The sequence below is a fragment of the Ensifer adhaerens genome (genome assembly GCF_002940685.1).
Lineage (GTDB): Bacteria > Pseudomonadota > Alphaproteobacteria > Rhizobiales > Rhizobiaceae > Ensifer > Ensifer adhaerens_E.
The window spans coordinates 41,555-52,890 of the sequence record NZ_PNFP01000029.1 but is presented as its reverse complement, the minus strand read 5'-3'; the positions used below and the strand labels follow the sequence as shown (position 1 = coordinate 52,890).

Sequence of the window (11,336 nt, the reverse complement as noted above, 5' to 3'; positions counted from 1 at the left end):
GGTCTATGCCGGCGCACCACATGGCATCACCGACACGCACAAGGACCAGCTCAACGCCGACCTGCTCGCCTTCGCCAAGGCCTGATGGTTGTTCGCCGGTGCCGCCTCCGCAGGTGGCGCCGGCACTCTATGTCAAACGCTTCAGCCAAGGATCAGAGCCATGACCTCTTCCCACAATCCCGCCGACGTCTCCGGCCCCGACCGTCGTGAATTCCTTGCAGGCACCAGTGCGGTCGCAGCCTCCGCCCTTTTGCCGAAAGGCACCTATGCCGCTGATATCAAACATTTTCAGCATGGTACCTTCGATATTTCCGTCGTCAGCGACGGCTTCATCATGCTGCCGGTCAGCATCGTTCTGCCGGATGCAACGGCGGAAGAGCGGCCGGAGATCATGCGCCGGCTTGGCGGCACTCCGGAAAAGGCGCCGTTTCACACCAATATTCCGGTCATTCGCACGGGCGACGATCTGATCGTGGTCGACGACGGCTCGGGCACGCGTTTCCAGGAGAGCGCCGGCAAGCTTCACGCCAATCTGCTGGCGGCCGGCATCGACGCGAGTGCGGTGACGAAGGTGGTGCTGACGCATGCCCATCCCGACCATGCGGGCGGCACCGTCGGAGCCGATGGCAAGCTCACCTTTCCGAATGCGCAGTACTTCGTTTCGGAGGGGGAATGGCAGTTCTGGACCGATCCGAACTTCGAAAAGGTGATGCCGCAGGTGCTCCATGGCTTTGCCAAGGGCGCGCAGCGCGATCTCTTTGCGGTCAAGGACCGGCTGACCCTGGTGAGGCCCGGCGACGAAATCGTCAGCGGCATGCAGGTGCTCGACACGCGGGGCCACACGCCCGGTCATATCTCGCTTCAGCTTTCCGGCGGCGACGGCGCCGGACATGAGGGCCTGGTGATTACCGGCGACGCGGTCACCAGCAACATCGTCTTCTTCGAGCACCCCGATTGGCATTTCGGCTTCGACACCGATGCGGAGCTCGCCTTGAAGACCCGCAAGGCCCTGATTGATCGGGCCGTGTCGGAGCGGCTGGCGCTGCTTGGTTATCACTGGGCCTATCCGGGGATCGGGCGGGCCGAGCGAAACGGGACGGCCTATCGCTTCGTGGCGGCGTCGTAGCGGCTTGGGGCCGGCAAGTCTTGCAGCGCAGTGGACGGGCGCGTCTCTCAGGAGGCGCGCCCATCGATCCGATCTCAGACAGTAAGTTCGCTGTCCTTGATGTCGCTGACCGGCGCAAGGAACGGCAGCGCGAACGGGCGCAGATCGCTGCGTTTGGCTGTCAGTAGAGGCCAGTCGGGGTTGACAAGCGCGCCACGGCCGAGCGCGATCATGTCCGCCCCGGCCTCCATCACGTCTTCCGCGCGGGCAAGATCGTGCAGGCTGCCGTTGGCGATGAGGAAGAGGCGCGGCGCGTGGCGACGGGCAAGCGCCACGAGCGAGGTGTCGCCACCCTCGAAGGCCGGCTGCCAGGCTTCGAACTCGGTCACATGGACGAAATCGGCGGGGCTTTCTGCGAGCGCCTCGAACACGCGCGCAGCACCCGGTTCCCGCTCCACCCACTTGTGCCTGAAGTCGTTGACCTTGCCCTGGGAGAGGCGCAGCCCCAGCGGAATGTCCGGGCCGATCGCCGTTCGCACCGCTTTCAGCACCGCGAGCGACAGGCCGAGCCGCTCGACGATATCGCCACCCCAGCGATCTGTCCGCCTGTTCGAAAAATCGGTGAAGAACTGGTCGAGCAGATAGCCGTTGGCGCCATGGATCTCGATGCCGTCGAAACCGGCGACGTCGATTGCAAGGCGTGCGGCGGCTGCGAAGCCTTCGATCGCCTCGGCGATTTCGGCTTCGCTGATTTCGCGCGGCAGGGCATAGGCGCCGTCGCCGTGATAGCCGGCCAATTGGCTGCCCTTCGGGCGGACGGCGGAAGGGCCTACGGTCTCGGACCTATGCGGATTGCCCTGTGCCAGCGCGCCGCCATGCATGAGCTGCGCGAAGATGCGGCCGCCGGCGGCATGGACCGTGTCGACGATTTTTCCCCAGGCTTCCGCCTGTTCCTGGTCCGTCAAGCCCGGCTGATCCTTGTAGGTCTGGGAATAGGCCTTGTCGGTGTAGATGCCTTCGGTCGTGATCAGGCTGAAGCCGCCGCGGGCGAAGCGCTCGTAATAGCGGGCCATGCGTTCGCCAGGAACGCCGCCTGCCAAGGCGCTGATGCGGGTCATTGGCGCGACCGAAAGGCGGTTGGCAAAATCGATCCCCTTGAGGGAGGTGCCGGTGAAGACCGACGAGGGGATGCTCTGTGGTGCGTTCATGTCATTGATCTCCGGTGAGTGCGATCGCTTCGATTTCGATCAGCGCCTCGGGTGAAGAGAGGGATGGGACCTCGACCATGCTTTCGGCGGGGTAGGGTGCCGAAAGCCATTGGCGGCGAAGCGCCACCAAACGGCCGGCGGTCTCGATGGAGCGCAGGAAGATCGTGGTCTTGACGATCCTGTCGAGCCCGGAGCCGGCCGCCTTCAGGGCGCGGTCGATGTTGCGGAAGGCCTGATCTGCCTGGCGGTCGAAATCCCCGGGAGCGATGATCCGGCCGTCGTCGCCGATGGCCACCTGGCCCGAAACGAAGACAAGGCCATTGGCTTCGATCGCCTGGGAGATCAGGAACGGTGCATAGGGATCAGGCCGGGTGACGGCCTGTACCAGAGGCATGGGATGTCCTTTCGGGACGCGCGTGCACTCGCGGGCGTCAGCGGCCCGCATCGAGCGCGATTGCCTCGATCTCGATCAGCGCGTCCGGTGAATAGAGCGAGGAGACCTCGATGATGCTGTCGGCGGGATAGGGGGCGGAAAACCACGTGCGGCGCAGTTCGATGATCTTTGCGAAGTTCTCCATGGAGCGCAGGAAGATCGTGACCTTGACGATCCTGTCGAGGCCGGATCCGGCGGCCTTCAAAGCCCGGTCGAGGTTGCGGAAGGCCTGTTCGGCCTGGCGGTCGAAGTCGCCGACGCCGACGAGTTCGCCGTCGTCGCCGATCGCGGCTTGGCCGGAGACGAAGACGAAACCGTTGGCCTTGATCGCCTGGGAAAGCAGGAAGGGCGCATAGGGATCCGGCGTGGTGACGACCTGTTCGAGAGACATGGCATGTCCTTTCATGCTTGAGATTTTCTCAGCTCGGCGCTGTTGCCTTGGCTGTTGATCTCAATATGCTGGGGCGGTCTCCGGCTGACAAAGAGTGATTTCTCAGCTAATAGATGAGTTCAGTTCATTCATCGAGGATATGATGAGAAAGTTGCCACCGCTTGGCGCGCTCAGGGTTTTCGAAGCCGCCGCCCGGCGGATGAGCTTCAAGCATGCGGCCGAGGAGTTGAATGTTTCGGCGACCGCCGTCAGCCACCAGATCCGGCAACTGGAGGAAATACTTGACGTGAAGCTCTTCGAGCGCGGGACGCGGCAGGTGCGGCTGACCGCCGCTGGAAAGCTACTGTTTCCCGTCTTGCGTGATGGTCTCGACCGTTTCGAGCAGGCAATTGCCGATGTGCGCCGTCAGCGGACGGAAAAGGTGGCGCGGCTGACCTCGACCGTCGCCTTCGTCGCTAAGCGTCTGGCGCCGCTTGCCGGTTCCTTCCGCGAGACCTATCCCGAATGGACGTTGAGGCTGGATGCGTCCCACCGAATGGTCGACCTGGAGGCCGATGCGGACGCGGCGATCCGGCTTGGCGGCGGTGACTATCCGGGGCTCATCACAGAACCGTTGTTTGCGGATCGCTTCGCACCGGTTTGCGTGCCGCGACTGGCTCCGGCCGGGACCGCCGACCTCAAGCACGCGACGCTTATCCACTATGACTGGGGGACGCTGCGCCGCCACGATGCGCGTGCGCCGGTGTGGCGGCATTGGCTGGAGCGCGCCGGCGTCACCGATGTCGAGGCGGGCGCGGGGCTCTCCTTTACCGACGAGATCCACGCCGTACAGGCCGTCGTGGCCGGGCAGGGGATCGGCCTGCTCAGCCTGACCCTGGTTGCCGAGGAACTCGCCTCCGGCATTCTCGTCCAGCCGTTCGACCTGACGCTGGAAAGCGACCGCTACGACCTCGTCTACAGTCCGCGAATGGCCGAGCGGCCGGCGACGAAGGTTCTGCGCGCCTGGGTGGCGGAACAGTTCTGCGACGCCGATTGTCGCGGCCTGCGGCATGGCGCTCTGCCGCCTTTGTAGCCGCCGACCCCACGGACTTCATTCCTGCAGGTAAGGATATCCGAGCGACCTTGCATTGACATATCGGTAAATCTCGATATGAACGGGGTATGGAACTGCTCGATATATTCAAAGCCCTCTCAAACCGGACGCGTCTTGAAATCCTTCAAGGGTTGAAGGATCCGGTGAAGAACTTTCCCCCGCAGGATGAGGGTGACGTTCTGACGGTGGGTGTCTGCGTCAGCAGCATTCAAGAAGGCGTCGGCCTGTCGCAGTCAACGGTGTCTGACTATCTTGCAACGCTGCAGCGGGCGGGTCTGGTCGAAGTCAGGCGCATCGGCCAGTGGACCTACTACAAGCGGAACGAGGCAACGATCCGTGCTCTTGCCGCGATCATCGGCAAAGAGCTCTAATTTTTTGCCGCGATATATCGACAATTCCCGATATCCCTTTTTATCGAAACGAGGAACTGCAATGAAAGCGATGATACTGAGATCATTTGGCGGCCCGGAAGCGTTCGAGCTTTGCGAGGTTCCGAAGCCTGTGCCGCAGGCGGGACAGGTCCTGGTGCGGGTGCATGCAACCTCCGTCAATCCGTTGGATTACCAGGTCCGGCGCGGCGATTATGCCGAACTGGTGCCGCTGCCGACCATTACAGGACATGACATATCTGGTGTGGTCGAAGACGTCGGGCCGGGTGTGACGAGCTTCTCTATCGGCGACGAAGTCTGGTACACCCCGCAGATATTCGACGGGCCAGGAAGTTATGCCGAGTACCACGTCGCTGCCGAGAGCATTGTCGGGAAAAAGCCGGCCGCGCTGAGCCATCTTGAGGCAGCAAGCCTGACGCTCGTCGGCGGGACGGCGTGGGAAGCGCTGGTCGTGCGTGCGGCGCTCCGAGTGGGGGAAAGCATTCTCATACACGGCGGCGCAGGAGGGGTCGGTCATGTGGCGATCCAGCTTGCAAAAGCCGTGGGAGCAAGGGTGTTCACGACGGTGCGCGAAGCAAACGTCGAGTTTGTCCGAAGCCTGGGTGCCGATGTCGTCATCGATTACGAAAAGGAGGGCTATGTCGACGCCATCCTGCGGGAAACCGGTGGTCGCGGCGTCGACGTCGTGTTCGATACCATCGGCGGCAACACATTGTCGCTGAGCCCGGACGCGCTTGCTCAACTTGGCCGCGTCGTCACGATCGTGGATATTGCACAGCCACAAAACCTCGTTCAGGCCTGGGGCAAGAACGCGAGCTATCACTTTGTCTTCACAAGACAAAACCGCGGCAAGCTTGATGAGTTGAGCGCATTGGTAGCGCGCGGTCAGCTGCGGCCACATGTTGGCGCCGTCTATTCGCTCTCCGACATTCCACTCGCCCATGCCCGCCTGGAGAGCCCCAATAACGGCATGCGCGGAAAGATCGCGATTGCAGTGGGACCGTCGGCTGATCTCGCAAACGTATCTTGACCGTCAAACGCACTTGAGTGCCAAGCCGCGAAGGTGGGGCCCGGGTTTCCGCGACCCCACCGGGGCGGGGCTCATTCCATCGCTGCGATTTCATGCAATTACGGCGGCCGGAGCCGGCCGACCGCTGGACGAACTCTTTGTTGCGGCGTACCCTGCGCATGCTCCAAAAGGTAGAGCTGCAATCAACGACGAGGCAGCCATGCGCCGCGTGATATCCTACCTCACAGTTGCTTCATTTTTCTGGACATCCGCCTTTGCCGACCCTGCCACGCTGACGGCCAACGTCAATTTCCGAACCGGCCCCGACACCGGGTTCGCGTCGATGCAGGTCATCGCGCAAGGCGAGGAGGTAGACATCAAGGAATGCGATACCGCTGCGACGTGGTGCGCCGTGTCCTATGCCGGCGCCAACGGTTTTGTCGCCGGCAAGTACCTGCAGCAGTCCGATGCCAGCACGCCAGCCTGGCCAAAGGTGTTCACCTCGGAGGCCGGGGCGACCTTGACGCTCTACCAGCCGCAGATTTCCGATTGGGCCAACTTCACCCAGCTCGACGCCCTGATTGCCGCCGAAGTCAAGATGACGGCGGACGCCAAGCCTGCCTACGGCATCATCGCCGTTTCCGCCAAGACGCTGGCCGACGACGACAGCGGGAACGTGACGCTGACCGACGTGAAGGTCACGCGGGTCGATTTTTCGACGCTCGGGCGGCAAGAGCTTTCGGATCTTGCGCTTGAGGTCGGCAAGCTGTTGCCTGCCGATCCGATCGTCGTCTCGCAGGAGCGGCTGACCGCGAGCCTGATGGACTACAAGCGGCTCGCCGACGTCCCCGATATCAAGGCGGATCCGCCGCCGATCTTTACGAGCGAGACGCCGGCGATCCTTGTTCAGACCAATGGCGCGGCGGTCCTGGCACCGGTCAAGGGCGTCCAGGGCCTTTCCTTCGTCACCAATACGAACTGGGATCTCTTCAAGGTCGATGCGGACAACAGCTACTACCTGCGCGACGAGAAGAACTGGCTGAAATCGGGTGCGCTCGAAAGCGGCTGGGCGGCTGCAGACGCGCTTCCGGATCTCATCTCCAAGTTGCCGGACGACGAGAGCTGGAAGGAGACGAAGACGGCCCTTCCTCCGGCGCCCTTTGCGGATAAGGCCGTGCCCAAGGTTTTCTATTCGGACCGTCCGGCAGAACTCATCGTTCTTGAGGGAAAGCCCGCGCTCGAGCCGATCAATGGCACAAGTCTGGAGTGGGCATCGAATACCCGAAGCGGCGTCTTCTACCACACGCCGAGCAAGACCTGGTACACGCTGTTGTCCGGGCGGTGGTTCTCGTCGAGCTCACTCGATGGACCGTGGGTCTTCGCCACGCCCAACCTGCCGGCCGATTTCCTGAACCTGCCGAGCGATGCGCCATACTCCGTCGCGCGCGCTTCGATCCCCGGCACGTCGGAAAGTGCCGAGGCGCGGCTGAGGGCCAGCATTCCGAGAATGGCGCGGGTTTCGACCGACGGGTCGGTCATGGCGCAGCCGACCTACAGCGGCGAGCCGAAGTTCGTGCCGATCGAAGGCACGGCGATGTTCTATGCGGTCAATTCCAATGAGCTGGTGATCAAGGTCGCCGACAAGTATTTCCTGCTGAAGGACGGGATCTGGTTCGTCGCCGATACGCCGACCGGTCCCTTTGCCGTCGCGCGCGCGGTCGCGGATGAAATCTATACGATCCCGCCGTCCTCGCCGGTCTACAATGCCACCTATGTGCGGGTCTACGATACCGAGGATGACGCCATCTGGTACGGCTACACGCTCGGCTATCTCTACATGTACCTTGCCTGGGACACAGTGGTCTGGGGATCGGGCTGGTACTATCCGCCCTATTGGGACTATGACGATGGCGGCGATTGGCCCCCCTATTATCCACCTCCGATCAGCTATGGCATGGGCGCCTTCTACAATCCCGCCTACGGAACCTTCGGGCGTTATGGTTATGCCTACGGCCCGAATAGAGGGCTTGTCCTCGGTGCGGGCTACAATCCGAAGACCGGCACGTATTTCCGTGGCGGCGCCGTAGCCGGACCGAGCGGAGCGCGAGGGTTCGTCGCTGCGTACAATCCAGGCACCGGCAATGCGGCCATCGCTCGAGGCGGGCAGGGCGTCTATGGCTCCTGGGGAAGCGTGTCGGTCAAGCATGGCGGCGAGTTTGCCAAGATCAGCGGCGGGTCGACCGGGACGGCGGGTGGTCTGCGCTGGAAGAACAGCAGCGGCAATAGCGGCTTTGCCGTCGGCAGCAAGGGCGGCGATGTCTATGCGGGCCGGAACGGCAATGTCTATCGGCGCGAAAACGGCCAGTGGCAGAAGCACACGCCCGATGGCTGGCAGCCCGTCCAGCGGCCGCAGGGCGAAGACCTGAGGAACGCCGCCAAGGGGGCGGTTGCCAATCGTCCGCAGGCGGCGCAGCGCCGGCAGGGAGGCGCGGTCAACAGGCCCGCCACCGGCCGCAACCGGCCGCAGGTGCGCGAGCGCGCCCCCGACTATCTGGCGATCGACCGAATTGGACGCGAGCTCGGCAACCGGAATGAACTGAGCCGCAGTTATGGCCGCCGCTTCCCCGAAGGGGGCGGAGGGTTCCAGAACTTCGACCGGGGCGGTGGAGCGATTTATGGTGGCGGCGGCGGCTTTGGCGGTGGCAGCTTCAGCGGTGGCGGCCATCGTGGCGGTGGCGGCTTCACCGGCGGCGGTGGCCATCGCGGCGGCGGCGGTTTCAGTGGTGGCGGCGGTCGCGGCGGTGGCGGCTTCAGCGGCGGTGGTGGTCGCGGAGGCGGAGGCGGCGGAGGTTTTCGCGGCGGCGGCGGTGGGCGCGGGCGCTGACCTGCGTTTTCCAGGACCGGCCTTTGCCAAATGCGTTTCGACGGCAGGGTGCCCTGCAGGGTCAAGCCGAGCCCTCGCGATCGGCGACCTTGGCTGCCCTTCTGGGCCGAACGTCAACGACGCTTGGAAAGACGGATCGTCGCCTGACCCATTTGCTCAGGCTCCGCGCGACGATGCGAAAGCGGCAGCTTACCCCAAAAGCATCCCGCCTTCAGGTGGGATCACTGGGAGCGGAAGGGTGCTCTAGAATAAAAGCGCCAGACCGCTCTGAAAGCGTCCCCCAATGCGTCCGGTTGAACGCCCGGCGTTCTAGTCGTCGAAGCCGAAGACGTCATCCGGCTGCCAGCGCCGGCTGGTGAGACGCAGCGACCGGTCGGGCTCGATAATATAGGTTTCGTAGACCTTGCGGCCGTAGGAATCGATGAACTGGTGCGGCACGATGCTGCCGACCGGCGACTTGGTCAGCTTGGTGCGCGGCTGGCCGCCATAGGTGATGCTGCCGGGGATCGGCTCGAGATTCGGCGAGTAGCCGTAGTAGGTGGAGCTGGTCGTTGCGGTGCAGCCGCTCAGAAGCAGCGCTACGGAGATGACGGCAAGGGCGTGTTTCATGTCGGCGATCCTCTTTGCGGGTGCGCTTGCTCTTTTCGCGCTGCAATCGGTTTTGGTCCTCAGCGCGCTAAGCGACGTGCCGCAACACGTTGATCTATTGTACAATTTCCTGATGCAAAGCCAAGAGCGGGCATCACTTGCGAGCGTCTCCGATGGCAGAGCCGTCGGAAGGGTCCGCGCACCTCATCGTCCGAAAGCCGGTGACCACGGAAGCGCGCAAGCTTGCGTCATCCGTTCAGGAACGTAGGGTGGCGCTCGCGAGTTTCGGTGAACATGCCTGGTGTCGGTCACCAATTTGTGTTCGTACCCAGATTTGTCGCCCGGCGGAATTTCGCTCGGCGAAAAGATACGTTACTTCTCGGGCGAACGTTCCGGCGGATCGTGCGTTTTGCTTTCAGGCTCCGCGCCGTCCGTCCCTCGACTTGACCGGGTATTTGATGACCGCCGAACAGTCCCTCGCGTTTCTCGTCATCGGCGCCATGATGGCCTTCTTCATCTGGGGGCGGTTTCGATATGACGTGATCGCCTGTTCGGCGCTGATGCTGGCGGTGGCCGTCGGCATCGTTCCCTACGACCATGCCTTCGATGGCTTCAGCGACGACATCGTCATCATCGTCGGCAGCGCCTTGATCGTCAGCGCCGGGGTGGCGCGCTCGGGGATCGTCGACGCGGCGATCCAGCGGTTCCTGCCGAACATCTCGTCGGTGCGGGCGCAACTTGCGCTGCTGGTCATTACCGTGACCGTGCTTTCGGCCTTCATCAAGAACATCGGCGCGCTGGCGATCATGCTGCCGGTCGCCTTCCAGTTTGCCCGTCGCTCCAATGTGCAGCCCTCGGTCTTCCTGATGCCGATGGCCTTCGGCTCGCTGATCGGCGGGCTGATGACGCAGGTCGGCACGTCGCCGAACATCGTCGTGTCGCGGGTGCGCCAGGAACTGACGGGCGAAAGCTTCACCATGTTCGACTTCACGCCCGTCGGCGCGACGCTGGCTGTGGTCGGCTGCATCTTCCTGCTCTTTGCCTACAAGCTGGTGCCGCAGCGCACGAGCAGCCAGGTCTCGGTTCATTCGGCGATCGAGATCACCGACTATACCTCCGAGGCGGTGGTTGCGGCCGGGTCGCCGGCAATCGGCAAGGCGCTCAGCAATCTGGTCAAGCTCGGCGATGGCGGTGCCGTCGTCATCGCAATCTTTCGGCGCGGCCTGCACCTGGCGCCGCTGCCCGACGTGACGCTTGAGGCCGACGATATCCTGCTTTTCGAGGGCGGTCCGGCGGCGCTCGATCGCATCGTCTCCCAAGGCAAGCTCAAGATTGCCGGCGACCGCGCGCCGCATGGACGCGAAAAGGCCGGGGACGAGATCGAGGCGATCGAGGCCGTCGTCGGCAGCGGCTCGCCGCTCGAGGGCATGTCGGCGCAGCGCCTGGCGCTGTTCAACACGCACAATATCAACCTGCTTGCCGTCAGCCGCCAGGGCGAACGGCTGAAGCAGCGGCTCGGCAGCATCCGTCTTCGGGCCGGCGACATCATCGTGCTGCAGGGCGCGCGGCGAGAGCTGACGCTCTTCCTGCAGGATTTCGGCTGCCTGCCGCTCGCGCAGCGCGAGATCCTGCTGGGCACCACCCGCAAGGCGCCGCTGCCGCTGATCGTGCTTGCCGCAGCCATGGGCTCGACGGCGGTCGGCCTCGTGCCGGTGCCGATCGCCTTCTTTGCGGCCGCACTTGCCATGGTCGTCTTCCGCATCATTCCCTTGCGCGACTTCTATCGCTCGGTCGACGGACCGATCCTGGTGATGCTGGCAGCGCTGATCCCCGTCAGCGATTCACTGCGCACGACCGGCGGCACGGACGTCATCGCCGGCTGGCTCGGCACGGTCGCGGCCGGCCTGCCGCCGGCGGGCGCGCTCACCATCATCCTGCTTGCCGCCATGGCGGTGACGCCGTTCCTCAACAATGCCGCAACCGTGCTCGTCATGGCGCCGATCGCCGCAAGCTTTGCCGGTGCGCTCGGCTACAAGCCCGAGGCCTTCCTGATGGCGGTCGCGATCGGCGCCGGCTGCGATTTCCTCACCCCGATCGGCCACCAGTGCAACACGCTGGTCATGGGGCCGGGCGGCTACCGCTTCAGCGACTATCCGCGCCTCGGCCTGCCGCTGTCGCTGGTGATCGTGATCGTCAGCATTCCGACGCTGATGCTGGTGTGGCCGCTGCGTTAGGC

10 protein-coding genes are annotated in these 11,336 nt (G+C 63.8%); 6 read left to right on the top strand and 4 right to left on the bottom strand.

Features of this window, described 5'->3' with window-relative positions:
- The first annotated feature begins 160 nt into the window (after nucleotides 1–160).
- The gene (locus C1A35_RS34040) at nucleotides 161–1,126 is read left to right on the top strand and encodes an MBL fold metallo-hydrolase (protein WP_104668643.1); all 966 of its coding nucleotides are present in this window, start codon (nucleotides 161–163) and stop codon (nucleotides 1,124–1,126) included.
- A 74-nt stretch (nucleotides 1,127–1,200) separates the two neighbouring features.
- On the opposite strand, the gene C1A35_RS34035 is transcribed toward C1A35_RS34040, so the two are convergent.
- Genes C1A35_RS34035 through C1A35_RS34025 form a run of 3 tightly spaced genes read right to left on the bottom strand, consistent with a single transcriptional unit; the run spans nucleotide 1,201 to nucleotide 3,137 of the window.
- Complete coding sequence (locus C1A35_RS34035; protein ID WP_104668642.1) at nucleotides 1,201–2,313, bottom strand: NADH:flavin oxidoreductase; 1,113 nt, start codon at nucleotides 2,311–2,313, stop codon at nucleotides 1,201–1,203.
- A 1-nt stretch (nucleotide 2,314) separates the two neighbouring features.
- Nucleotides 2,315–2,707 (bottom strand): RidA family protein, encoded by a 393-nt coding sequence (locus C1A35_RS34030; protein WP_104668641.1) that lies wholly within the window; start codon nucleotides 2,705–2,707, stop codon nucleotides 2,315–2,317.
- A gap of 37 nt (nucleotides 2,708–2,744) precedes the next feature.
- Entirely contained in the window at nucleotides 2,745–3,137 is a 393-nt protein-coding gene (locus tag C1A35_RS34025; RefSeq protein WP_104668640.1) for a RidA family protein, read from the bottom strand.
- 142 nt (nucleotides 3,138–3,279) lie between these two features.
- Here C1A35_RS34025 and C1A35_RS34020 point away from each other — a divergent pair, with 142 nt between their 5' ends.
- The 4 genes from C1A35_RS34020 to C1A35_RS36200 all read left to right on the top strand — a co-directional run bounded on the left by C1A35_RS34020 (nucleotide 3,280) and on the right by C1A35_RS36200 (nucleotide 8,512).
- The gene (locus tag C1A35_RS34020) at nucleotides 3,280–4,209 is read left to right on the top strand and encodes a LysR substrate-binding domain-containing protein (RefSeq protein WP_104668639.1); all 930 of its coding nucleotides are present in this window, start codon (nucleotides 3,280–3,282) and stop codon (nucleotides 4,207–4,209) included.
- 89 nt (nucleotides 4,210–4,298) lie between these two features.
- Entirely contained in the window at nucleotides 4,299–4,601 is a 303-nt protein-coding gene (locus C1A35_RS34015; protein ID WP_104668638.1) for an ArsR/SmtB family transcription factor, read from the top strand.
- A gap of 61 nt (nucleotides 4,602–4,662) precedes the next feature.
- A complete protein-coding gene (locus C1A35_RS34010) occupies nucleotides 4,663–5,649 on the top strand; it encodes a zinc-dependent alcohol dehydrogenase family protein (RefSeq protein ID WP_104668637.1) in 987 nt (328 codons plus the stop codon).
- 199 nt (nucleotides 5,650–5,848) lie between these two features.
- Complete coding sequence (locus C1A35_RS36200) at nucleotides 5,849–8,512, top strand: SH3 domain-containing protein (protein WP_158665239.1); 2,664 nt, start codon at nucleotides 5,849–5,851, stop codon at nucleotides 8,510–8,512.
- Between the two features lie 309 nt (nucleotides 8,513–8,821).
- Here C1A35_RS36200 and C1A35_RS34000 read toward each other — a convergent pair whose 3' ends face one another.
- Nucleotides 8,822–9,121 carry a hypothetical protein gene (locus C1A35_RS34000; protein ID WP_104668636.1) on the bottom strand — a complete coding sequence of 100 codons (300 nt, stop codon included), beginning with the start codon at nucleotides 9,119–9,121 and terminating at the stop codon, nucleotides 8,822–8,824.
- Between the two features lie 437 nt (nucleotides 9,122–9,558).
- On the opposite strand from C1A35_RS34000, the gene C1A35_RS33995 reads away from it, so the two are divergent.
- Nucleotides 9,559–11,334: an SLC13 family permease gene (locus C1A35_RS33995; protein ID WP_104668635.1), complete on the top strand. Its 1,776-nt coding sequence runs from the start codon at nucleotides 9,559–9,561 to the stop codon at nucleotides 11,332–11,334.
- Nucleotides 11,335–11,336 lie beyond the last annotated feature (2 nt).

Bases quoted from the DNA above. Each gene is read 5' to 3' on its own strand.
- C1A35_RS34030 (WP_104668641.1), bottom strand. From the start codon at position 2,707: ATGCCTCTGGTACAGGCCGTCACCCGGCCTGATCCCTATGCACCGTTC.
- C1A35_RS36200 (WP_158665239.1), top strand. From the start codon at position 5,849: ATGCGCCGCGTGATATCCTACCTCACAGTTGCTTCATTTTTCTGGACA.
- C1A35_RS34035 (WP_104668642.1), bottom strand. From the start codon at position 2,313: ATGAACGCACCACAGAGCATCCCCTCGTCGGTCTTCACCGGCACCTCC.
- C1A35_RS34015 (WP_104668638.1), top strand. From the start codon at position 4,299: ATGGAACTGCTCGATATATTCAAAGCCCTCTCAAACCGGACGCGTCTT.
- C1A35_RS33995 (WP_104668635.1), top strand. From the start codon at position 9,559: ATGACCGCCGAACAGTCCCTCGCGTTTCTCGTCATCGGCGCCATGATG.
- C1A35_RS34040 (WP_104668643.1), top strand. From the start codon at position 161: ATGACCTCTTCCCACAATCCCGCCGACGTCTCCGGCCCCGACCGTCGT.
- C1A35_RS34020 (WP_104668639.1), top strand. From the start codon at position 3,280: ATGAGAAAGTTGCCACCGCTTGGCGCGCTCAGGGTTTTCGAAGCCGCC.
- C1A35_RS34025 (WP_104668640.1), bottom strand. From the start codon at position 3,137: ATGTCTCTCGAACAGGTCGTCACCACGCCGGATCCCTATGCGCCCTTC.
- C1A35_RS34000 (WP_104668636.1), bottom strand. From the start codon at position 9,121: ATGAAACACGCCCTTGCCGTCATCTCCGTAGCGCTGCTTCTGAGCGGC.
- C1A35_RS34010 (WP_104668637.1), top strand. From the start codon at position 4,663: ATGAAAGCGATGATACTGAGATCATTTGGCGGCCCGGAAGCGTTCGAG.